Annotated in this window: 19 protein-coding genes; 12 read left to right on the top strand and 7 right to left on the bottom strand. The window is 59.2% G+C overall.

The window, feature by feature from the left end; all coding sequences use genetic code 11:
- Nucleotides 1-88: 88 nt before the first annotated feature.
- The 3 genes from rpiA to gor all read left to right on the top strand — a co-directional run bounded on the left by rpiA (nt 89) and on the right by gor (nt 3012).
- A complete protein-coding gene (rpiA, locus tag OA90_RS23840) occupies nt 89-790 on the top strand; it encodes a ribose-5-phosphate isomerase RpiA (RefSeq protein WP_068418678.1) in 702 nt (233 codons plus the stop codon).
- A gap of 45 nt (nt 791-835) precedes the next feature.
- Nucleotides 836-1351 carry a DUF2059 domain-containing protein gene (locus OA90_RS23835; protein WP_068418675.1) on the top strand — a complete coding sequence of 172 codons (516 nt, stop codon included), beginning with the start codon at nt 836-838 and terminating at the stop codon, nt 1349-1351.
- Between the two features lie 284 nt (nt 1352-1635).
- The gene (gor, locus tag OA90_RS23830) at nt 1636-3012 is read left to right on the top strand and encodes a glutathione-disulfide reductase (RefSeq protein ID WP_068418672.1); all 1377 of its coding nucleotides are present in this window, start codon (nt 1636-1638) and stop codon (nt 3010-3012) included.
- Between the two features lie 44 nt (nt 3013-3056).
- Here the strand turns inward: gor and OA90_RS23825 are convergent, their stop codons facing one another.
- Nucleotides 3057-4598: a diguanylate cyclase gene (locus OA90_RS23825; RefSeq protein ID WP_208986278.1), complete on the bottom strand. Its 1542-nt coding sequence runs from the start codon at nt 4596-4598 to the stop codon at nt 3057-3059.
- Between the two features lie 352 nt (nt 4599-4950).
- The gene (locus OA90_RS23820; protein ID WP_068418669.1) at nt 4951-6144 is read right to left on the bottom strand and encodes an aminotransferase class V-fold PLP-dependent enzyme; all 1194 of its coding nucleotides are present in this window, start codon (nt 6142-6144) and stop codon (nt 4951-4953) included.
- A gap of 156 nt (nt 6145-6300) precedes the next feature.
- Between OA90_RS23820 and OA90_RS23815 the strand changes: the two genes are divergently transcribed.
- Nucleotides 6301-6810 carry a hypothetical protein gene (locus OA90_RS23815; protein WP_208986277.1) on the top strand — a complete coding sequence of 170 codons (510 nt, stop codon included), beginning with the start codon at nt 6301-6303 and terminating at the stop codon, nt 6808-6810.
- Here the strand turns inward: OA90_RS23815 and OA90_RS23810 are convergent.
- Entirely contained in the window at nt 6807-7538 is a 732-nt protein-coding gene (locus tag OA90_RS23810) for a VIT1/CCC1 transporter family protein (RefSeq protein WP_068418664.1), read from the bottom strand. The two genes, OA90_RS23815 and OA90_RS23810, sit on opposite strands and share 4 nt — an antisense overlap.
- A 331-nt stretch (nt 7539-7869) precedes the next feature.
- Here OA90_RS23810 and OA90_RS23805 point away from each other — a divergent pair, with 331 nt between their 5' ends.
- The 5 genes from OA90_RS23805 to gltX all read left to right on the top strand — a co-directional run bounded on the left by OA90_RS23805 (nt 7870) and on the right by gltX (nt 14605).
- The gene (locus OA90_RS23805) at nt 7870-9252 is read left to right on the top strand and encodes a 3-deoxy-7-phosphoheptulonate synthase class II (protein WP_068418661.1); all 1383 of its coding nucleotides are present in this window, start codon (nt 7870-7872) and stop codon (nt 9250-9252) included.
- Nucleotides 9253-9518: 266 nt separating this feature from the next.
- Nucleotides 9519-10052: a response regulator gene (locus tag OA90_RS23800; RefSeq protein ID WP_208986276.1), complete on the top strand. Its 534-nt coding sequence runs from the start codon at nt 9519-9521 to the stop codon at nt 10050-10052.
- A 220-nt stretch (nt 10053-10272) separates the two neighbouring features.
- Nucleotides 10273-11940 carry an NAD+ synthase gene (locus tag OA90_RS23795; RefSeq protein WP_068418758.1) on the top strand — a complete coding sequence of 556 codons (1668 nt, stop codon included), beginning with the start codon at nt 10273-10275 and terminating at the stop codon, nt 11938-11940.
- A gap of 32 nt (nt 11941-11972) precedes the next feature.
- Nucleotides 11973-13199: an MFS transporter gene (locus tag OA90_RS23790; RefSeq protein WP_068418659.1), complete on the top strand. Its 1227-nt coding sequence runs from the start codon at nt 11973-11975 to the stop codon at nt 13197-13199.
- A 44-nt stretch (nt 13200-13243) separates the two neighbouring features.
- Nucleotides 13244-14605 (top strand): glutamate--tRNA ligase, encoded by a 1362-nt coding sequence (gene gltX, locus OA90_RS23785; RefSeq protein WP_068418656.1) that lies wholly within the window; start codon nt 13244-13246, stop codon nt 14603-14605.
- On the opposite strand, the gene OA90_RS23780 is transcribed toward gltX, so the two are convergent.
- Both OA90_RS23780 and OA90_RS23775 read right to left on the bottom strand, forming a co-directional pair.
- Nucleotides 14568-15935, bottom strand: a complete 1368-nt coding sequence (locus OA90_RS23780) for a DUF2865 domain-containing protein (RefSeq protein WP_068418653.1) — start codon at nt 15933-15935, stop codon at nt 14568-14570. The genes gltX and OA90_RS23780 overlap by 38 nt on opposite strands.
- 252 nt (nt 15936-16187) lie before the next feature.
- On the bottom strand, nt 16188-16700 hold the full coding sequence (locus tag OA90_RS23775; RefSeq protein ID WP_068418650.1) for a MarR family winged helix-turn-helix transcriptional regulator: 513 nt from the start codon (nt 16698-16700) through the stop codon (nt 16188-16190).
- A gap of 433 nt (nt 16701-17133) precedes the next feature.
- Here OA90_RS23775 and OA90_RS23770 point away from each other — a divergent pair, with 433 nt between their 5' ends.
- Entirely contained in the window at nt 17134-18384 is a 1251-nt protein-coding gene (locus tag OA90_RS23770; RefSeq protein ID WP_068418755.1) for an MBL fold metallo-hydrolase, read from the top strand.
- A 136-nt stretch (nt 18385-18520) separates the two neighbouring features.
- Nucleotides 18521-19036, top strand: a complete 516-nt coding sequence (locus OA90_RS23765) for a CreA family protein (RefSeq protein WP_068418647.1) — start codon at nt 18521-18523, stop codon at nt 19034-19036.
- Between the two features lie 36 nt (nt 19037-19072).
- Here the strand turns inward: OA90_RS23765 and OA90_RS23760 are convergent, their stop codons facing one another.
- Entirely contained in the window at nt 19073-19414 is a 342-nt protein-coding gene (locus OA90_RS23760) for a metalloregulator ArsR/SmtB family transcription factor (protein ID WP_068418644.1), read from the bottom strand.
- Between the two features lie 88 nt (nt 19415-19502).
- Here OA90_RS23760 and OA90_RS28700 point away from each other — a divergent pair, with 88 nt between their 5' ends.
- On the top strand, nt 19503-19844 hold the full coding sequence (locus OA90_RS28700) for a hypothetical protein (protein ID WP_068418641.1): 342 nt from the start codon (nt 19503-19505) through the stop codon (nt 19842-19844).
- A gap of 72 nt (nt 19845-19916) precedes the next feature.
- Here OA90_RS28700 and OA90_RS23750 read toward each other — a convergent pair whose 3' ends face one another.
- The gene (locus tag OA90_RS23750; RefSeq protein WP_208986275.1) at nt 19917-21530 is read right to left on the bottom strand and encodes a L,D-transpeptidase family protein; all 1614 of its coding nucleotides are present in this window, start codon (nt 21528-21530) and stop codon (nt 19917-19919) included.
- Between the last annotated feature and the right edge of the window lie 323 nt (nt 21531-21853).

Genomic DNA, 21853 nt, shown 5'->3' with positions numbered 1-21853 from the left:
ATAACCTGCCATGCTTGACCGCCCGGACGATGGCCAGGGTTTCGTCCACCGGCAAAGGTGCCGGAGGAGGGGGCAAGAGGAGCGTTGAATGAGCGACCAGTTCAAGAAGCAAGCTGCTGAACGCGCTGCGGAAGACGTCACTTCCGGCATGCGTCTTGGTATTGGTACCGGGTCGACGGCCGAGCTTTTTGTATATGCGCTTGCAAGGCGGGTTGGTGACGGGCTGGATGTGATTGGCGTGCCGACATCCGAACGGACCGCGGAACTGGCCTCCAGTCTGGGAATCAGGCTGACGACACTGGACGAAATGCCACAACTGGACCTGACAGTTGACGGTGCTGACGAGCTTGATCCGCATCTGGTGCTGATCAAGGGAGGCGGCGGCGCGCTCCTGCGCGAAAAAATCGTCGCATCGGCTTCCGGCCAGATGATCGTCATAGCGGACGCCAGCAAGCAGGTTGAAACCCTCGGGCGGTTTCCTTTGCCGATCGAGGTCATTCCCTTTGGGCTGGAAACCGCAAGGCTCGCAATTCTCAAGGTTCTGGAAGACCTTGGCCTTCCTTCGGACCTGGAGTTGCGTGGCGGCGGCGACCGGCCGTTTAAAACCGATGGTGGCCATTTCATTCTGGATGCACGTCTTCAGGAAATCAAACAGGCCGAACTGCTGGCTGACCGACTGGTCGCGATCCCCGGCGTTGTCGAGCACGGCCTCTTCATCAATCTTGCAACTAAGGCTTACGTGGCAGGCGCAGATGGGGTAAAGACCGTCTTGCCCATCCAAGTGGTGTGATTTGGCTTTTCGAACGAGCGATGAAAGCCGCCTAGGAGTAGAAAAATGAAACTTGTCAAGACTTTCCAGCGTGCAGCTGTAGTGGGCGCAGCCATGATTGCCGCCGGATTTCTTTCCACTGCCGCGTCCGCGCAGAACGCCGTTTCCGAGAGTCACATGGCTGCCGCGAAAAAGGTAGCTGCTGCGACCAAGGTCCTCGAGCCCTTCGACGATATTCTGCCGATCCTCGCCGAACAGACCCGTACCGCGTTCATTCAGACCGATCCGACCCGTGCGGAAGAGATCATCGAGGTCACCCAGGAAGTCGCGCTTAAGCTGGCTCCCAAACGCGTGGAACTGAACGGTCTGGTCTATCAGGCCTGGGCAGACATGTTCACCGAAGCCGAGCTGAACAGCCTTGCCGAATTCTACGGCACGGAGTTGGGACAGAAGCTGACCAATTCCATCCCGGCCATCACCCAGTATTCCGTCGGCGCAGCCCGCGAGTGGCAGGACAAGATCTCCACGGAAATGGTAACGATGGTTCAGGAAGAACTCGCCAAGCGGAACGTGGTGGAGTGAGGTACTGTGATTTCGGCGATCGCATCGCGCTTTTGCTGAATTACAGGTGACACACAGGATAGTGAGACTGGTTTGATTTCCGGTCTGCGGGCCGCGAACGCGGCCCGATCCATTCTATCGCGAACATTTGGTCGCCACCTTCGGGGGAGGGCGGTTCTGCGCCGCTCTTGCATGGTAACGGCAACCGCTTATGTGGGGCGGACCGGAACCATCTCCGCCGGACCCGCGTTTGTCCGGCCAGGCGGCGCTCCAAAGCTGCGCAAGACATATCAAGAGGCCGAAAAATGAGCGAGTACGACTACGATCTTTTTGTTATTGGCGGTGGGTCCGGCGGAGTCCGAGCCGCTCGCATAGCGGCAACCCATGGCGCACGTGTCGGGATCGCCGAAGAATACAGATACGGCGGAACCTGCGTTATCCGCGGCTGTGTGCCCAAAAAGCTCTTCGTCTACGCTTCCAAGTTTTCCGAGGAATTTGAAGATGCGGAAGGCTTCGGCTGGACTGTCGGCGAGCGCGGCTTTTCCTGGAGCAAGCTGGTTGCCGCCAAGGACCAGGAGATCACCCGCCTGGAAGGCCTTTACCGGCGCAACCTGGAACGTACCAACGTCGAAGTTCATGACAGCCGTGCCGTGATCGAAGATGCTCACACAGTGCGCCTGCTGACGACCGGGCAGAAAGTTACCGCCAAGTACATTCTTATCGCCGTGGGAGCCTCTCCGAATGTCGATGCCGGCTTGCCCGGTGTTCAGCATGTCATCACCTCCAATGAAGCGTTTCATCTCGATGAGCTTCCCGAGAAGATCGTGGTTGCCGGAGGCGGGTATATCGCCGTCGAGTTTGCCGGCATCTTCAACGGCCTCGGGGTCGACACGACGCTGATCTATCGTGGTGAGGAAATCCTGCGCGGCTTCGACATGGATTTGCGGACGATGGTTCGCGAGGAAATGGAGAAGAAGGGTATCAGGGTACTTCTGAACGACGTCTTCACCGGGATCGAGAAACATGCCGACGGCTCCCTGAGCGGCAAGACCAAAAACGGTGAGACTCTGGACGCCGGGCAGATCATGTTCGCGATCGGCCGCAATCCGCACACCAGCGACCTTGGCCTTGAGAAGGCCGGCGTTGAAATGGATGCGTCCGGAGCGATCAAGGTCAGCGCGGACTCCAGGACCAATATCGACTCCATTTACGCGGTCGGCGATGTCACCAACCGCGCCAATCTGACACCGGTGGCGATCCGCGAAGGCCATGCCTTTGCCGACACCGTTTTCGGCGGCAATCCTTGGGCGGTGGATCACAGCCTGATCGCCACGGCTGTATTTTCTCAGCCTGAAATGGGCACGGTCGGGGTGACGCAGGAAGAAGCTTTGAGCCGGACGGCCAACCTCGATATCTACAAGTCAGGTTTCCGGCCGATGAAGCACACCTTGTCCGGCAGGGACGAGAAAATGCTTATGAAGATGATCGTGGATGCCGACAGCCAGAAGGTCCTGGGTGTGCACATAGTCGGGCCCGATGCCGGCGAACTGGCGCAGATACTCGGCGTGACGCTGCAAATGGGGGCAACCAAGGCGGACTTCGACCGGACCATTGCCGTGCACCCGACGGCCGCGGAAGAACTCGTGACCATGCGCGAGCCGACGGAGCGTTTGCGCGGATAGCACCCGGCGAGCGCACTGGGCGAGGGCGAAGCGCAGCCGCGCTTCTACCCGGCCTTGACGGCGCGGGCCTGAGGCTTCGGATCCTCTAGGGAAAGCGGAGGCTCTTCGGGGTCGCCTTTGTTGTCGAAGAAGTCGGAAAACAGCGAATAGCGGTTGCGTCCGAGTTTCTTCGATTTGTAAAGCGCTGCGTCTGACCGTGCGACGAGACTTTCTGTTGTCGAACCGTCTTCAGGGGCAACCGCGATCCCGACGCTCAGTCCTATCGTCGCCTCTCCCTCGTCCCGGATCGCGATGGGCGTCTGGGCCGTTTCCACCAACTCCGTGCTCAGCTTGTGCAGATTCTCTCTGTCCGTTGTCTTGCGGTAAATGATCATGAACTCGTCGCCGCCGACACGGCAGACAAGGCCCTCCTGGCCAATCACCTTCTTGAGGCGCCCGGCCATGGTCTTGATGACCAGGTCTCCTGCCGCGTGTCCGAATGTGTCGTTGACCGCCTTGAACTTGTCGAGATCGCAATGAATGACGGCAAACTGCTTCTCCGGCAGTGATTTCACGGAAGTTGCCAGAACCCGGTTGAACTGCAGCCTGTTCGCCAGACCCGTCAGGGTGTCGTGCAGGGCAAGGTGGCGGTTCTGCTGTTCACTCGCCTGCAGGGACGAGGTCAGCTGGCCGATCCTCCAGGCGATGCCGAACGCCAGTGCCGCCAGGGAAATGCTCAACAGCACGATGACCGGAATAATTGTCGGCCAGATGGCGTTGCCGATGGTCTGGCTGTCCCATGTGAAGAAGCCGATGGATTCTTCGTCCGGGTTCGCAATCATGTGAAACGCGGCAGAGTCCGCCGGTGCGTCCGTTACGAATTTGAGCGACGCAAAATTCAACTGGGCATTCACTTGTCTGAGCAGGGTTTCGTCAATGTAGTGGGCAGACAGGATTACCGTCGGTGGACCGTCCGGAAGCACATTCTCGTAATCGTCCGGAATAACAGGCACCGCACCGAACATTGCGGGCCTTCCATCTATTTCGGTGAACCCCATGAGGGCGTATTCGTCAGGGTTCACCCCCTGCAGAGAACGGTGACCGTATCCCTCGGGAACGCGCACCCTGTTTTTTTCAAACAGGTCTTTGGTTTTTTCAAACAGGATTGCCAGTTCCGGAGTTTCGGCAATCGGCCGCTTCAGAATATGGGTGTAGTGTTCAAAGGATTCCGCCAGAACATGACCGTCACCGGAGATCACCATGACCTTGCTGTGCCGGTAGTCGGACCACAGTGTGTCTATCGCCTTATATGCGTAGTTCGCGTTAAAATTCAGAACCAGTCCGGCAACGGAGTTATCCGACGAGGCGACAGTGATCTGCTCGCGCACCAGGACGCGCATACGATCCGCGAGTGTATTGCGGAACAATCGCTGTTCGTTGGCGATCGCCTGCTCGGTCGATGCCTGCGAGGCGATAAACCCGACAAACAGCAAGGACGCGGACGTTACGGCAATCAGAAGACCGGCAAGAAGAAATGCAAGCCGCGATATATGCTGCCGTGCCACGGTCACGGGCTGATCGCTGTATCTCCGGCGGAACTCGGTCAAACTTCAATCCTGTTAGAGGCCGCACAACTTTGCAGGCTCTTGTCAATTTACTGTATGTAATGAGAAATATATGGACAAATAATTTATGAGTGTACGGGTGGTAATACGTACGAGGTTTAGGGAGCTTTCTTAACATTTGATAAGTAAATTTTTTAACAATGTCAAACATGACAATGTGGATTCGAGTGGATGTAATCTGTTTGTCTTCCCAGAGATTGCGCGCGAAGGTTGCTTTCTTGTATTTTGACGCGATTGCAGTGTATTTGCACGTGATCCTGTGTTCAGCCCAATTGTAACGGAAACCCGTGGATGTCAGGCACGGCGTCCGTCGTCCGGGCCCTGCCTTGCAGTTTCAGGTGAGCTTGCCGATGGCTTTAACGAACGTTTCTATTTCGGTTTCGGTGTTGAAGGCATGCACGGACGCGCGCACCACGGCATCAAGATTGCGGTGAGGCAGGTCGATCCTGGCGGAACTTGCATTGCTGACCGAGACATTGATCTGTGCCGCCGAGAGGCGAGCTTTTGTCTGAGCCGGAGTCTCACCCGCAACGGCGAAGGTCACGATTCCGCCCTTCCGGCGTCCCTTGTCATGCAGCGTGACATCCGACAGACCGGAAAGCTCCGATCTCAGGTAAGCTCCCAGAGCGCACACCCGATTGCCGATCCGTTCCATTCCGAACCCGATCGCATAGCCGGTGGCAACGCCGAGACCTATCTGGCCGGCAACATAGCGCTCCCACGTCTCGAAGCGCCGCGCATGCGGGACGAGTTCATAGGACGCTTCGTCAATCCAGTCAGCGGACTGCAGATCGACGAATGGAGGGTCAAGCTGATCCAGCACAGCGTCGCTGACATACAAAAAACCGGTGCCACGCGGTCCGCGCAGATATTTGCGGCCTGTGCCGGAGAGGATGCCGCAACCGATTTCGCCCACATTCAGGGGTATCTGTCCGGCGGACTGGCACGCATCCAGCAGATAGAGAACATTCGCCGCCCGGGCAATTTCCCCGACCTCCTCCGCCGGGTTGATCAGTCCGGAGAAAGTCGGAATATGGGTCAGGGCTATCAGGCGCGTCCGCGCGCCGATGGCCTCTTTCACGCCTTTCAGATCGATCTGCCCGCTCGCGTCGTCCTCGACGATGTCGATTTCGATACCCTTGCGGCGCTTCATTTGCAGAAAGGCGACATAGTTGGACACATATTCCGCCCTGCCGGTCACGATCCGGTCTCCCTCGCGGAAATCGATGCCGTAGAAAGCCATGTCCCAGGCGCGGGTGGCATTTTCCACATAGGCGATTTCGTGAGGTTTGCCGCCGATCAGCGCGGCAAGGGCGCTGTAGAAGGCATCCAAGTCCGCGCTCGCATGCGCGGCGGCTTCATAGCCACCCAGCCTGGCTTCAAGGTCCAGATGCTGCTTCACGGCATTGAGGGACGGCGCAAGGGCGAGGCCCGTGCCGGCATTGTTAAAGTGGATCAGCTGCCCTACACCGGGAGTATCTTCCCTTAGAGCTTCGACATCTTGCTGCGAAAGGGACGGAACACTCATGAGACCCCCGGGGACTTGGCTTGGATTTCAGATTTCAGGTTACAGAATCAAGTTTAGCGCTACATGACGATCACATATTTTGGTTACGGTTCACTCGTCAATATTGACACTATTCCCGCCGCCACTCAGACAGTCCCCGGAAGACTGAGCGGATGGATGCGTGAATGGAAGGTCTGCGGGGAGGGGGAAGACGGTCAGGGCCGTTGCGCCTTGACCGTACGCAAACAGGAAGGTGTCGAGATCCGCGGTATCATGGCGCGGGAACCGCGCAGCGGGCTGAAGGATCTGGAACTGCGGGAACGGCGCTACCACAAGGTGGACGCCATTGGCGCGACGTTCCGCTGCGAAGCGGAACAAAAGCCGGGTTCGGACGACATGTTTCTTTTCAAGGCGGCGCCCGGCCACCACCGTTGGGGATCGCGCAGCCATCCCATCCTTCAGAGCTATCTCGATTGTGTTCTCGCCGGATATTTCCGGATCTGGGGGGAAGAGGGCATCGAGCACTTCATCGAGACCACCGATGGCTGGCACGTGCCGGTGCTGAAGGACCGGCACAGGCCACACTATCCGAGGACGATCGTTCCGGCCCCGCAACTGGCCGATCTGATCGACGCCAGGCTGGCAGCGCTGGGTGTCAGCTATCTGACGCCGGACGAACACTCCTAGCCGAGCAGCGTCTGCAATCCGTGACCGGCGGCAAAGGCGATGCCCGCCGCCAGCATGCCGATCGCCATCGTTTCCAGACCGCAGGAAATCCAGTGTCTCTGCGACCAGTGCGCACGGAAGGAGCCGATGGTGAAGAAAGCCAGCGCCGTCATGACAGTGGCGGTCATGGCGCTCGCCGGGAGATCGAGGACAAAGGGCAGAAGCGGGATCGAACCGAACACGATGAAGGCGGCGAATGTGTAAAGTGCTGCTTTCAAGGGTGTGCGGGCCGCATCCGTCATGCCGTATTCCCCCTGCATCATGGTTTCGATCCAGGTCGTTCTGTTGGAGGAGACAAGGCGCACCATGGTTTCCAGGTCCTCGCCTTCGAACCCCTTGGCCAGAAAGATCTGGCGGATCTCTTCCCGTTCGCCGTCCGGTGCGACGGAGATATGTTTTTCCTCCACCGCCTTGAGCCTGGCGTAGTCCTCGTTTTCGGATTTTGAACCGCTGAAATTCGCCGCAGCCATGGAGAAGCCGTCGGCAAGCAGATTGGCAATACCAAGGATAAGAATGACCTTCGATGACAGGTCGGCGCCCAGCGAGCCGGCGACGACGGCAAAGGTGGTAACCGCACCGTCGATGCCGCCATAGATCCAGTCCCTCAGGTAACTGGCATCCGGCCCCGACGCCAGCCGGGAGGCGATGTCTGCCGGACGGTGGCTGTGTTCAAGTCTTTTGCCTGGCATGGCTGCGTCCTTGCGAATTTGATTGAATACATTTCACGTCGGGTAAGCGGGCACCTTGATCAGCCTCAAAAGACCCGGAATTCCACCATATGGCCGAACTGGGCCCACTGGCTGAAAATCGAAGTATAATAGCTGGATTGAACGGTGGCCTTAACAGCTTTCGGGGTGTATAAGGCCGCACGTTTGCTGAGTTCGGGCGGCGTTCTCGCCTGATGCTCTCAGACAATTGACAATGTCGCGGACCGCGTGGCCCTGACCGGATAAATCATGCGTTCCAGGTGAATGCAGCTGATCTGGAACATATCGGCGGGTCCATTGAGGAGTAGGAAGTATGTCGCAGAAGTGGAGCCCGGAAAGCTGGAGATCGAAGCCGATCCTTCAGGTGCCGGAATATCCGGATCAGGCCGCTGTGGCGGATGTTGAACAACGCCTTGCGACTTATCCGCCGCTCGTTTTTGCAGGTGAGGCGCGTTCGCTGAAGCACCAGCTGGCGAACATTGCCAATGGCAACGGTTTTCTCCTCCAGGGCGGCGACTGCGCCGAAAGCTTCGCCGAACATCATCCCGATCACATCCGTGACTTTTTCCGTGTGTTCCTGCAGATGTCGGTGGTGCTGACCTATGCCGCCAGCCAGCCTGTCGTGAAGGTCGGCCGGATCGCCGGCCAGTTCGCCAAGCCGCGTTCGTCCAACTTCGAGAAAAAGGGCGATGTGGAGCTGCCGAGCTATCGTGGCGACATCATCAACGACATCAATTTCACCACAGAGAGCCGCGTTCCCGATCCCGGCCGCATGGCCATGGCCTATCGCCAGTCGGCCGCGACGCTGAACCTGCTGCGCGCCTTCGCCCAGGGCGGTTTCGCCAATCTGGATCAGGTGCACCGCTGGATGCTCGGCTTCATTTCCGACAGCCCGCAGGGTCATCGCTATCAGGAACTCGCCGACCGGATCTCGGAAGCCCTCAACTTCATGAAGGCTTGCGGCATCAATTCCGACAGCGTTCCGCAGTTGCGTTCGACCGATTTCTTCACCAGCCACGAAGCGCTGCTTCTGGGCTATGAGGAATCCCTGACACGCGTCGATTCCACGTCCGGCGACTGGTACGCGACTTCCGGTCACATGATCTGGATCGGAGACCGGACCCGTCAACCCGATCACGCGCATGTGGAATTCTGCCGCGGCATCAAGAACCCGATCGGATTGAAATGCGGTCCGTCGATGACGCCGGACGGATTGCTGGAACTGATCGACATTCTCAATCCGGAAAACGAACCCGGCCGGCTGACGCTGATTGCCCGCTTCGGGGCGGACAAGGTTTTCGATCATCTGCCGCAACTGATCCGGGCCGTCGAACGCGAAGGCAAGTCGGTCGTCTGGTCCTGCGACCCGATGCACGGCAACACCATCACGGCGGGCGGATACAAGACCCGGCCGTTCGATCGCATCCTCAAGGAAGTGGAATCGTTTTTCGAAGTCCACAACGCGGAGGGTACCCATGCCGGTGGTGTTCATGTCGAGATGACCGGCCGGAACGTGACCGAATGCACCGGCGGTGCGCGGGCGCTGACGGCTGAACAGCTCGGCGACCGTTACCACACCCATTGCGATCCGCGTCTGAACGCGGATCAGGCCCTTGAGCTGGCTTTCCTCATCGCCGAAAACCTCAAGAAGGAGCGCGATGGCCGCCAGACGGAACCGATGGTCGCCAGCGCGTAAGCGGGGTCTGATTGCCGAAAACGGAGCGGGGCGGCAAAGGCCGCCCCTTGGCTCTTGCTGCAGGAGTGCTGCAGCGTGACGTAGACCGGCAGATTTGCTGCCGTTGAGAACATTATCCGATTGTCACAACTGATATGATGATCAGACCATTTTACTCGTAAAAGTAGTTTTTTTTGATGATTCGAGTGTTCGGTAAGGCTCATTTAACGCTCAGAGCGCATACCTTTCTCCATGGCGATGTCTTACGCTAGGGAAGGAGGTGGAGTTTGCGTGAAAAGTGGGACCTTTCCAGCATTTCCTGCCTGATCACGGAGGACAATCCTCACATGCGCACGATCCTGCGGTCGGTGCTGTCGGGATTCGGAATTCGAACTCTTTTCGAGGCCGGCGACGGCGCGGAGGCGCTTGAGCTCGCGGTGGACCGGAGGCCCGACCTAGTCTTGTGCGATTGGGAGATGAAGCTCTTCGGCGGCAGCGAGTTTCTGCGCATATTGCGTGCCGACCGGGACCGTCAGCTCAGTACGACGCCTGTTCTTGTGGTCACCGCGCATACCAGGCGGGCCACGATACTGGAGGCCGTTGACCTCGGCATTCACGGCTTCGTCGCCAAGCCGATTGCCCCGGCCATCCTCTACCAGCATATCGGCAGCATTCTGGAACGCCAGCGCCTGTATGGCCGGACCAGAGGCATTCCCGCTCCCGGAAACACCTGGACGGACCGCGAAACCGACAGTCTCGACCTGTCCGGCATGGCCGCGCCTGCTGCCGGCTCAAGAGAGAACTCGCTGGCGCTGCTTTAGGGTCCCCTAGGGCGCTGGGCGATCAATGAATACGAAATGCAACGAACCTGCCTCGGCATTTCGGGCCGCGGATATCTGATCGAACCGGATTGTCGGCCTCGAGGCCGAACGGCCGTGAAGGGATTATGCGTCTTGTCCCTGTTCTACGGGCCTGGGTGATTGCAACCGCCAGGCCTTGCGGCTACATCATGATGCCATGACACTTTCTGGCGATGTTCCCATGATTTCAGATCGATTCAAACTGGCTGTCGCGCAGCTCAACCCGACTGTCGGCGATGTTGATGGAAATGCGCAGCTGGTGCGCGAGGCCCGCGCGAAGGCGGCTGCCGGAGGCGCCGATCTGGTGCTGTCTTCCGAACTCGTCCTCGCGGGGTATCTGCCCGAGGATCTGGTGCTGAAACCTGCATTCGTGCGCCGCTGTATGGATGCCGCGCAGTCTCTTGCGAAGGAGACCGCCGACGGTGGCCCCGGGCTGGTGATCGGAACGCCCTGGAAAGGCGAGGACGGCAAGGTTTATAACGCCGCGCTTCTTCTCGATCAGGGGGAGATCAAGGCGGTCCGCTACAAGTACGACCTGCCCAATTACAGCGTCTTTGACGAAAAGCGCGTATTCGCCGCCGGCCCCTTGCCGGGACCGGTCGATTTCCGCGGCGTGCGCATCGGCCTTCCTGTCTGCGAGGACATCTGGAACGACGAGGTGTGCGAGTGCCTTGAGGAAACCGGCGCGGAACTGCTGCTGGTCCCCAATGGATCGCCTTACTGGGAAAACCGGGCCGAGGAACGCTTGCAGGTGGTCGTTGCCCGCGTGGTCGAGACGGGTCTGCCGCTGGTGTACTGCAACCAGCTCGGCGGTCAGGACGAACTGGTGTTCGATGGCGGTTCCTTCGCCCTTCAGGGCGACCGGTCGCTGGCTTTCCAGATGCCTCAATTCGAACCGGGGCTCGCCATCACCGACTGGGTACGTTCCGGGGATCACTGGATTTGCGAGAACGGCATCACCGCGCCGCTGCCCGACCTCGATGAAGCGAACTGGCGGGCTTGTGTCCTGGGTCTCGGCGATTACGTCAACAAGAACGGTTTTTCGGGCGTGGTCCTGGGCCTGTCCGGAGGGATTGATTCCGCGATCTGCGCGGCCATGGCGGTCGATGCCCTCGGCGCCGACAAGGTGCATGCGATCATGTTGCCCTACCGCTATACCTCCGAAGAGAGCATCAAGGACGCCGCAGCATGTGCCTCCGCCCTCGGTATTCGTTACGACACGGTTCCGATCGCCGAGCCCGTTGAGGGCTTCCGGACAGTGTTGAGTGACCTCTTCAAGGGCACGAAAGAGGACACCACCGAGGAAAACCTGCAATCGCGCGCACGTGGCGTGATCCTGATGGCGGTCTCCAACAAGTTCGGCTGGATGGTGCTGACCACCGGCAACAAATCGGAAATGTCGGTCGGCTACGCCACGCTCTATGGCGATATGAACGGCGGCTACAATCCGATCAAGGATCTTTACAAGACCCAAGTCTACCATCTGGCGGCCTGGCGCAACGCCAACCATCCCGAAGGTCTGCATGGCCCGGCAGGTGAGGTGATCCCGGACAACATCATCACAAAGGTTCCGACCGCGGAACTGCGGGAAAATCAGACAGATCAGGATTCCCTGCCGCCTTATGATGTGCTGGACGATATCCTGAAATGCCTGGTGGAAGAGGAAATGTCGGTCGGCGAGATCGAAAAACGCGGGCATGACCGCGCGTTGATCCACAGGATCGAACATCTCCTGTACATTGCCGAATACAAACGACGCCAGGCCCCCCCTGGCGTCAAGATTACCGAACGGAATTTCGGCAAGGACCGCCGCTATCCCATCACCAACCGGTTCCGCGACCGCAGCTGACGCGATCCGGGGCTCCTGTCAATGCAGGCCCCATGACCTATTTCACGTTCCTGCGCGAGAATGTGCGCTGGCTGTCGGCCAGCTATCTGCTCGCCATGTTTTCCGGCTTTGGCCAGACGTTTTTCATCTCGCTTTCGGCGGGCCAGTTGCGGCTGGAGTTCGGTCTCAGCCACGGAGATCTGGGACTGCTCTACATGTTGGCGACGCTCGGCAGCGCGATGACGTTGCCTTATGTCGGCAAGAGCGTCGACCACTTCCCGGTGCGAACGGTCGCGGTCGTGGTGGTGACGGCACTTGCCCTTTTCTGTCTCGCCATGGCGAGCACCTTTTCCGTCTGGATGATCGCCTTGTCTTTCTATGGGCTTCGCCTGTGCGGGCAGGGCATGATGACCCATACCGCGGTCACCGCGGCCGGGCGCTGGTTTTCCGAGCAGCGTGGCCGGGCGGTTTCGATCGCGCTTCTGGGCTTGCCGACGGCCGAGGCCCTGTTCCCATTGTGTTTCGTGACCCTGGCGGGCTTCCTCGGCTGGCGCGGAGCATGGATCGTCGCAGCCCTGGTTCTGCTTCTGGCGGTGTTGCCCGTACTTATGACGCTGCTCGCCAGGAACCGGGTGCCGAGTGCGACGGAAATCGCCTCCATAAAGCCGGAAGGCCGGCAGTGGACGCGAAACGAGGTGCTTCGCGACCCGCGCTTCTGGCTGGTGTCCTGCGGCATCAACGCCCCGGCCTTTATCGGTACGGCGATTTTCTTCCACCAGGTCTATCTTGTCGAGCTGCGCGGCTGGTCGCTTGAAGTGTTCGCCAGCGCCTTTCTTGTCATGGCCGCCGGCGTCGTCTGTGCCTCACTGGTGATCGGGCCGCTCATTGACCGGTTTTCCGCCCGCCGTCTCCTGCCGTTCACACTCATAGCGCTGTCGCTGGCCTGCCTCGTGCTTGCGCAATATCATGCACCCTTTTCGCCGTATATTTTCCTCGGTCTGATAGGCATCTCCAATGGCTTCAACAGCACGCTTGTCAGTTCCTTCTGGCCCGAGGTGTATGGAACGCGCCACATGGGCGCAATTCGCGCCGCCGCCTTCTCCGTCGCGGTCTTCGCTTCGGCCGCCGGGCCCGGTCTGGTCGGCTGGCTGATCGACATCGGTGTGCCGTTCGACCTGCAGGTGAGGGTGATGGGGCTTTACTGTCTCATCTTCTGCGCTGTTCTGGCGCTGATGGCCCGGGCGTACCGGGAGAGGGAAACAATCTTGAAAACAGAATGAGTTTGGGGTTGCCGTGCGGCCGATCCCCGGCTAACTCAAACGCCATGACTGTCATCGTACGTTTTGCGCCGTCGCCGACCGGCCACATCCATATCGGCAATAGCCGTCCTGCGCTCTTCAACTGGCTGTTCGCCAAAAAGGCGGGCGGGCGGTTCATCCTGCGCTTTGACGACACCGACCTGGAACGCTCCAGGCAGGAATATGTTGAATCGACCGAACGCGACCTTCGCTGGCTGGGGATCCAGCCGGACCGGGTGGAGCGCCAGTCGGAGCGTGTTGCCAGCTATGGTGCCGCCGCGCAGAAGCTGAAGGATGCGGGGCTGCTATACCCGTGTTACGAGACCCCGGAGGAATTGGAACGCCGCCGGTCTCGCCAGCGCGCCATGGGCCGTCCACCCGTTTACGACCGCACGGGCCTCAAGCTGACCGCGGAAGAGCGGGCGGCTTTCGAGGTGGATGGCCGCAAGCCGCATTGGCGGTTCCTGTTGCCCAATCACGACGGCGACCCGTTGCAGACCCGGCGCACGGAAGTCTCCTGGGACGATCTTTGCCGGGGCACGCAGGCTGTGGACCTGGCGTCGCTTTCCGATCCGGTTCTCATCCGTGCCGACGGCACTTTCCTTTATACCTTCACGTCGATTGTCGACGACATGGACATGGGCGTCACTCACATCATCCGTGGCGAGGATCACGTATCGAACACGGGTGTCCAGATCGCGATTTTCGAAGCGCTCGGCGCAACTGCGCCGGTGTTCGGTCACCACAATCTCCTGACGACACAGGAGGGAGAGGGGCTATCGAAACGCAAGGGCGCACTGTCGATCGGATCTTTGCGGGACGAAGGCCTGGAGGCGATGGCGGTTGCCTCGCTTGCCGTGTTGACAGGAACAAGCCAGGCCGTCGAACCAGTCGCGACCATGGACGCTCTGGCGCAGAAATTTGATCTATCCAGCGTTTCCCGGTCCCTGGCGAAATTCGACCCTGACGAACTCCGGAACCTCAACGCCCGTCTGGTCCACGATCTGCCTTACGAGGCGGTCAAGGACAGGCTGGCCGGCATGGATATCCCGGCGGACGCGGACTTCTGGGAAACCGTGCGCGGCAATTGCCAGACGGTCGCAGATGCTCTCGACTACTGGAAGGTCGTCACCGGGCCTGTCGAAAGCCGGATCGAGGACGAGGACAGGGAGTTTGTCATCAGCGCCAAGGCTCTGCTTCCGGACGGGGAAATCACTCCGGATACCTGGGGCCTCTGGACGGCGGCGCTGAAGGAAGCGACCGGACGCAAGGGCCGCGGTCTCTTCATGCCGCTACGGCGTGTCCTGACAGGTATGGATCACGGCCCTGACATGAAGGCCATGCTGCCTCTTATTGGGCGACAAAATATTCTGGACCGACTACCCTGACGGACGTCTTGTCGCCGGGGGCAGGACGGAACCCCGTATCGTTGCTCTTGAACACCGGGGCCAGGGGCGACTCCATGGAAGGATTGCCTCCCGGCAGTGCCCGTACGGACAGCAACGGCAACCCGTTCACGGTTTCCGGCGAGCCGGCGGGCGGGGGCTGATCTGAAGACAGTCTCATGGCCGCCTGGCGCAGCGAAACAGTGACGTCAAAACCTTTTTCAAGGTTGATCAGGGTGTCCGGATCCTCGTGAACAGGCAATTGCGCTCTTCGCAGCGGCGGCCGTGCCAGGGGCGAAGGCGTATCGCTTGTCTCATCGAATGTCCCGCCGCGGCTCGGCTGCAGGGTTCTCCTCGGCAGGCCGGCGCTGATATCGGCGAAGAATACGCGGTTGCCGGACCCCGAGGTCAGCTCCGTCCAGTCGGAACGCATTTTGGACTGTCGAGTCGAACGGCAGCTGCAGCCTTCCACGAATTCCGATTTGTAGCGATCCGCGAAGGGTTGTTCCGAATAGAGGGCCCCGGCCAGAGATGTCATTTGCGCCTGGTCGCCTCCCGGATTGCGGTAGACGTAAAGTTCTGTCTGCGCGGCCGGGCAGATTTCCGAACAGCGGGCCTCGTCGTAGGCAAACTGGTTTTTGCCGGCAGAAAAGCTCAGCGGGAAAAAGTAGCCGTCGCATGTCCGCACGCAAAGGGTGCGGAATGTGCCGCCGGAAGGAAGACGCACGCGCGACGCCGCACTGTTCTTCCGCGCCCGAACGGCTGCAATTTCCCTGTCTCCCGTTTTGGCGGAAGCCAGGTTCACACTTGCGCGTGAGCGTTGCTCCGACTGGGAGCCCGGGTTGAACAGGCGTGACAGCAGGGAGCGTGGTTTCTCCTGAGCGCCATCTTGCCCGCTCTTTGCCTGCCGCGCGGCAGGCGCATTGCAATTCTGCCTGGCGAGTTGCGAGCGCACCTGCTTCAGCCGTTTGGCGGTGCCTGAAGAGCCGCCGCCGGCCTTTGCAAGCTGGCGGTCGATCGCGGACAGATTGGTCTTCATGCGCTTGATCTTGCCGTTGAGGCTCCGGCAGTTGGCAGAAGCTGCGCTGGCGCAGCCGAAATATCCTGCATCGCGCTCCGCCGCCGAGATCGCCTTCTGCTGCTGTTTTTTTGCCGAGATCCATTTCTGCGCGGCGGGTGATCCGGAAGCAGAGCCGGACTCCAGCCGGCGCAATTCGCTCTTCAGAACGGAACAGCTGGCGGCAACGGCTGCGTTCAAGGGCAACAGGAATGCGGCGCACACGACAAGTGCGCGCACGAAATCATCAGACCTGACGGTGCGGCGAAACCACATAACCCTTCCCCTGCAGCGTACTGCCTTGCACCGGATCGGCGTTGGAGCATCCTCTTGTTCAAATGAACGCTGACAAGAGGCTCCGAAATTTGAAGACTGATCCGGGACGCCGACTTCACTATCGCTGCTGCCCCAACCTATAGCAATGAAAGCTCTGACGTTAGGTTAATACCGGCGCCGGGCGGTGTTTTCGTCTGCCCAGGTTTCGCAATGCGGCGGCAGTCGTTTGCAGAATGACCTGAAAGCGTAATATCACGCGCCCTTATCCTGGGGCGACGTTGGATTTGCCGCGGTGAGCAGGCGCTCGAAGATGTCGTCAAGTAGCGCTTTCTGCTCTTCCGTGAGGGCCTCTTGAAGATTTGCGGAATAGGCAAGGGCTTCCGGGATCAGCTCCTCATACATGGCGCAGCCCTTGGAGCTGAGCTTCAGCATCTGCTCGCGCTGGTCGTCCGGATTCCGGCCGCGCACGATCAGCGCACGCTGTTCCAGGGCGGCGACGGCGCGGCTTACCTTCGTCTTGTGCATGGCGGTAGCCTGGCTGATGTCACGCGCGGTCATGGCGTGATGCTCGCCGAGGGTGGCGACCACCCGCCATTCGGGAACGCCGATGCCGTATTTGCCGGCATAGATTTTCGAAAAGGAGCGGCTGACGGTCTCCGCAAGATGGTTGAGTCGGTAGGGCAGGAACCTGTTGAGCTTCAGAACCTGCCGGAGTTCGTCCGGCTCGCCGGTCTCGTCGAGGGGGGGAAGGGGGTTGTCGGACATGGGTAGGAAGCTGCCTCGAACATTCGGTTTTGCACTGTCACACCCGGCGCGCGCCGCAGCCGGCAGATAAAGCTGCCGTCATCCGGCCATTATCAATTACTAGAGCACTTTCTGACCAGTTTGTTCAAAATGAACAGAAAATGCTCAGGCAAGTATAGCCAATTGAACAAACCGGAAAAGGCAGCCTGAGCTGCTTTGAAGAAAATACACGAATGCAAGCAAGGTTGAGGGAGAGCTTGGTCTGATATAGTCGAGAGGCTAAGACATTAGCTAACCTATCTGTTGATAAGAAAGGATTAGTTAACGAATTGGGGAATGAAAGTTTGCGAATCGGGGATTGAAACTGAGACGCTGCAGTCAACAGTAAAAGGCGTTTTTCCGAATGAAAAACAAGATAAAGCGGACCGTCAGACGTCAGGAAAGCGAGACTGCTATGACAGACAACGCGAACAAGTCGGATGGTGTACTCGGCGCAAACGAACGGTTCGAGGAACTCGGACGTGGATGCTACGCCTACAGCGCAGACGGATGTTCCAATACCGGTGTGATCATCGGCGAAAAGGCGGTGCTGGTCGTTGACGCTCAGGCGACACCTCAAATGGCGCAAAAGGTACTCCAGAAAATTCGTGACATTACGGACAAACCCGTCAAACAGGTTGTTCTGACACATTTTCATTCGGGTGGCTGTCTTGGAGCCACGGCTTTTGAACCGGGAGAGATTGTCGCTTCCGACCTGACCCGGCGGATGATGGACACACGCGGCAGGGAAGAGATCCGCGTCTCCAGGCAACGCCTGCCGGGTCTGTTCGTGGGACTGCCCGAAAATGCCGATGTCGTCAGCCCGACAATGACGATTGCCTCCTCGATGACGATTGACCTTGGAGGGCTTGATGTTCGGCTGATGCATCTCGGTCGTGGACATACGATGGGTGACCTTGTGGTCTGGGTACCGGACCAGGCGGTTCTGTTCGCGGGCGATATGGTCCAGAAATCCGCGGTACCTTGTTGCGGCGACGCGCATTTGGCAGACTGGCCGCGTGCACTCGACCGCATTTCCGCTTTCCGGCCTGCGGCTCTCATGCCGGGGCGCGGACGCCCGGCGATTGGCGCTTCCGCCGTTACCCAGGCCATCGAGACAACGCGCGATTTCGTCACAACCCTGAACGATGCCGCCTCTGCCTGCGTCGTCCAGAGCCTCGGTTTGAGGGATACTTTTCTGGCCGTGAGGGATGCCCTGGAGCCGCGCTTCGGAACCATGACCGATTTTGAATTCAATCTGCCCCTGAGCCTGGCGCGGGCTTATGACGAAGCGCTGGGCCTGGATCAGCCTCAGGTGTGGACTCGCGAGCGCCTTGCGGATCTGGACGATGCCCTGGGCGACCTTTCGTCCATCGCCAAGCCTGCTGGAGAGACTGCTGAAACCGCCGCGGACGATGCTTCCGGGGTGGGCGCTGATCTGGAGATGCAGGAGCCCGGTGCCGAAGAAACAGCCGACGAAGACGGCAAGCGGGAGCTTGTTGCCGATAGTGATTTCGCAGCTTCTCTGGAGCAGCTTGAAGAGGACGCAGGTCCGGACGTCTCTGCGGAAGGCTCCTCCGGGATGCAAGACGAAGATGCTGAAGCCGTCCAGTCCGGAGATACGGCCGGGGCAGACACGGAAAAAGTTCTGGAAAACGCCCGCTGACAGCAAGCGGAAACGGCCTTTCAGGATATTTGCCATGCGCGCGCCGTTCAGGCGCGCGTTTTGTATATTTTAGGGGCTTGCTTGATCGCGGTGGGGCAACCCCCACATGTCATTCGATTCACACCTGGAGGTCCAAATGCGTTTCCTGACCGCAATCGCTGTCGCCCTTGTCCTATGCGTTCAGGGGGCAGGAGCATCCCTTGCCGCTGACGAACCCGATCTGATCTTCAAGAAATCGACCGTTTGGAAATTCCTGACACCCGACCACAAGCTGGCCACCTACGCAATCGACGACCCGGTCGTTGAAGGTGTCTCCTGCCATTTCACGGTTCCTGAAAAGGGCGGTGTCTCCGGCTGGCTGGGTGTTGCCGAAGAAGTCTCCGACGTCTCGCTCGCCTGCAGACAGGTGGGGCCGGTTACCATCAAGGAAGAGTTTGAGCAGGGCGAGGAAATGTTCCGCCAGCGCCGCTCCTTCGTCTTCAAGAAGATGCGCATCGTTCGGGGCTGCGACATCAAGCGCAACGTGCTGGTTTATCTGGTCTATTCCGACAAGCTGATCGAGGGCAGCCCCAAAAACTCGACGTCAACCGTTCCGTTGATGCCCTGGGGAGACCAGGCACCACCGAAGTGCGGCGATTTCCTCACGGATTGACGCGAATAACGCTCTTGTCTGGCGCCGGAGCGGGGATCACTCCGCTTCCAGGCTCTCCAGATGTTTACTGACGGGCAGATCCGCTCCGGCGCAGAAATGCTTGTAAAGCATCGCCATGATGTCTTTGACCGGTTCGCTCGCAAGCCTGTAGTAGATGGTGGTGCCTTCCCGGCGGGTGGTCACCAGTCCCTGAGCGCGCAAAAGGGCAAGCTGCTGGGAGACCGTGGGCATGCGCAGACCCGTCTTTTCGGCAAGTTCACCGACGCTGCGCTCTTCTTCCAGAACGAGGCACATCAAAAGAAGGCGCGGCGCGGACGCCATCATCTTCAGGAACTCGGCAGCGGATTCCGCCTTCTCTTCAAGTAGATCATAGTCCATTGAGCAACCTTGCCAAACATGCCGGACGACTTCAAGCAGGAGGCATTCCCGCCTCGGAGCCTCCTGTGGGCCAATAAAGGCGGACAAGATGCTTGAACACCTCCAGTTCGATCAACTTTTCAGCTTTCACACCATCGTGTATGAAAGTGGAGAAGTTGATCGTCAATTGCTTTTATATGCGGCTCGCAGCCGTGACAATGATGTTTCCATTGCCGCAACCGGTTCCGGACAAGAGGCACAGGCTTTTCTGCTGCATTTCCTGACCGAAAGCCTTGGTGCCATCGGTGATTACGATGATGGCCGCAAAAGGACCTGCCAGTACGATGGCGAGGAAGATGAGGACAAAAAGGCGGTTCAACATGGTCGTCTCCTGAAGGCAATCCGTTTCGATTGCCCGGAGATTACCGGCGCTGCCTTGAACTCATGCTGAGTGGTTCGTTCAGCTTGCGTTCAGCTATCTAAACAAAATGAAAACACCTTTGAAATCAGTGTTTTGATGCCTTCAAAGGTTCTGCGTCATGGCCGTTCTGAGCGCTTCGAGCAGGACGTCGTCACGTCCGTAGATGTCCTTTCTGAAGTGCGTGGACCCGTCCTTGTTCATCCAGGCGGTCAGATAGGTCAGGTGAACCTCGATGGGGGTTGGCAGCGTGACGACCCGCCGCTCTCCGCTGTCGCGCACCTGTTCCCATTGCCCGGGTGTGGAGTTGACGTCCTGCAGCACCACATCGGCAAGCGCGAAGGGATCGGAAACCCTTATGCAGCCATGGCTGAAGGCCCGTTCGGAGCGTGAGAAAAGCGATTTCGACGGCGTGTCGTGAATGTAGATGTTGAACTTGTTGGGAAACATGAACTTGACCCGGCCAAGCGCATTGCCCTTGCCCGGGTCCTGGCGCAGCCTGAAGGGGAAATTGCCCCCCGAATAGCTGTTCCAGGCAACCTGAGTGGCAGGAATTTCCCGATCGTTCTCGAAGATCCGGATGTTTTGTGCGCTCAGGGCGGACGGATTTTTCTTCAGCTTCGGAAGGTATTCCTTTGTCGCAATTGAATAGGGCACGTTCCAGTAGGGATTGATCTCCACATATTCCATCTGGTCGGAAAACACCGGTGTCGCATGATATGGCTTGCCAACGACGACCCGTGTCGTGTGGACGGTCTGGCCGTCGCGCACCACTTTCAGGTTCTGGTCGGCAAGATTGACGAAGACGTAGAACTCCCCGAGGTCGTCCCGCATCCAGCGCCGCCGCTCCATGTTGAGCTCCATCTGGATGAGCTTTTCCTGGATGGGGATATTGATGCGCTCCAGCGTGTTCTTGCCGATGACACCGTCCGTCTCGAGACCGTGGTAGTCCTGAAAGACCTTCACCGCCTCCACGAGCGCGCCGTCATAAATCTCGCCGGTGTGATCTCCAGCGCCCGGAATGTCCTCTTCCATCAGCCGGGTGCGCAGCGCCGCCACACGCGGGTCGCTCATGCCGGGTTTGAGTACTTCGCCGTCCGGGACCGGCGTGAACCCGCCTTCCGCGGCCTTTTTTCTGTATTGGGCAAGTCGCCGCTTCAGTCTGGCGTAATTGTCGGAACGGGGCGCAAGGGTTTCGAGAAACGCACTGAAATCGACTGCATTTTCCGCCGTTTCGAACAACTCTTCCGGTTCAGGGCGGTCCGGAAAAACATTGAGCGCCTGGTTGACCTTGTTCGGCTGGACACGGCCGGAGGACAGATGTGTGGCATAGCGCAGGAACTGATTGGAAAGCTGAAGATCGAACTGGGCCCACTCATCGGGCGTGCGTGCCGTTTCCGACAATTCAACCAGGTCCAGCGGGCCATAGTTGTTCGGATTGAGTGCGTGGTCGTTGGCTGCCGCCATCGCGGCAATCACCAGATGCGCTTTTTCGCTCAAGCCGTTTTTGTCGAACCACACGGGGGCAAAGGCTCTGTTGCCGTAATAAAGCGCCAGACCTTCGGGGATATCCGTGGATATGGCGGCCTGAATCGCTTCCGCGATCGGCGTTTGTGGCTCACCGGCGGCCGGTGGCGGAACCGGTGCGGCCCCAGAAGTCTCTGGCGCCGCGGACTGTGTCTGCGCGAAACCGGTGGACAGCGCCGGTGGCAGCGCCACAAGGCACATCAACAGCAAAGCAGAAGATAAAGAACGGAACGAACGAATGCATTTCACGGGAAAGCCCCCTCTGATTCCCACATGCACAAGACTAGTCGAAGTCGTGCCGGCCGCCAACGCCGCATTGGCGGCTTTCAGCATTTGACGGCAATTGCGGTCTTGACCGGCTTCCGTCTTCCGGTCCATAAAGCCGCCATGATGACGGCCACACGGAACATCATTTCGATCACCATTATTTGCAGCTAGCGACACCGCTGGCTGTGGCCGATCCCTCATGGCATGATTTCCCCTGAGACGGACCGCCCGGCCAGCCGGCCAGGAGA

Source organism: Labrenzia sp. OB1 (assembly GCF_001624695.1).
Lineage (GTDB): Bacteria > Pseudomonadota > Alphaproteobacteria > Rhizobiales > Stappiaceae > Roseibium.
Note: the sequence above shows the minus strand (reverse complement) of the source record. Positions and strands in the feature narration are given on the sequence as shown.

What these genes read in the sequence shown, in the direction of transcription:
- gltX (WP_068418656.1), top strand. Translation starts at nt 13,244, where the DNA reads ATGACTGTCATCGTACGTTTTGCGCCGTCGCCGACCGGCCACATCCAT.
- OA90_RS28700 (WP_068418641.1), top strand. Translation starts at nt 19,503, where the DNA reads ATGCTTGAACACCTCCAGTTCGATCAACTTTTCAGCTTTCACACCATC.
- OA90_RS23810 (WP_068418664.1), bottom strand. Translation starts at nt 7,538, where the DNA reads ATGCCAGGCAAAAGACTTGAACACAGCCACCGTCCGGCAGACATCGCC.
- OA90_RS23765 (WP_068418647.1), top strand. Translation starts at nt 18,521, where the DNA reads ATGCGTTTCCTGACCGCAATCGCTGTCGCCCTTGTCCTATGCGTTCAG.
- OA90_RS23770 (WP_068418755.1), top strand. Translation starts at nt 17,134, where the DNA reads ATGACAGACAACGCGAACAAGTCGGATGGTGTACTCGGCGCAAACGAA.
- gor (WP_068418672.1), top strand. Translation starts at nt 1,636, where the DNA reads ATGAGCGAGTACGACTACGATCTTTTTGTTATTGGCGGTGGGTCCGGC.
- OA90_RS23815 (WP_208986277.1), top strand. Translation starts at nt 6,301, where the DNA reads ATGCGTGAATGGAAGGTCTGCGGGGAGGGGGAAGACGGTCAGGGCCGT.
- OA90_RS23760 (WP_068418644.1), bottom strand. Translation starts at nt 19,414, where the DNA reads ATGGACTATGATCTACTTGAAGAGAAGGCGGAATCCGCTGCCGAGTTC.
- OA90_RS23795 (WP_068418758.1), top strand. Translation starts at nt 10,273, where the DNA reads ATGATTTCAGATCGATTCAAACTGGCTGTCGCGCAGCTCAACCCGACT.
- OA90_RS23805 (WP_068418661.1), top strand. Translation starts at nt 7,870, where the DNA reads ATGTCGCAGAAGTGGAGCCCGGAAAGCTGGAGATCGAAGCCGATCCTT.
- OA90_RS23835 (WP_068418675.1), top strand. Translation starts at nt 836, where the DNA reads ATGAAACTTGTCAAGACTTTCCAGCGTGCAGCTGTAGTGGGCGCAGCC.
- OA90_RS23775 (WP_068418650.1), bottom strand. Translation starts at nt 16,700, where the DNA reads ATGTCCGACAACCCCCTTCCCCCCCTCGACGAGACCGGCGAGCCGGAC.
- OA90_RS23790 (WP_068418659.1), top strand. Translation starts at nt 11,973, where the DNA reads ATGACCTATTTCACGTTCCTGCGCGAGAATGTGCGCTGGCTGTCGGCC.
- OA90_RS23780 (WP_068418653.1), bottom strand. Translation starts at nt 15,935, where the DNA reads ATGTGGTTTCGCCGCACCGTCAGGTCTGATGATTTCGTGCGCGCACTT.
- rpiA (WP_068418678.1), top strand. Translation starts at nt 89, where the DNA reads ATGAGCGACCAGTTCAAGAAGCAAGCTGCTGAACGCGCTGCGGAAGAC.
- OA90_RS23820 (WP_068418669.1), bottom strand. Translation starts at nt 6,144, where the DNA reads ATGAGTGTTCCGTCCCTTTCGCAGCAAGATGTCGAAGCTCTAAGGGAA.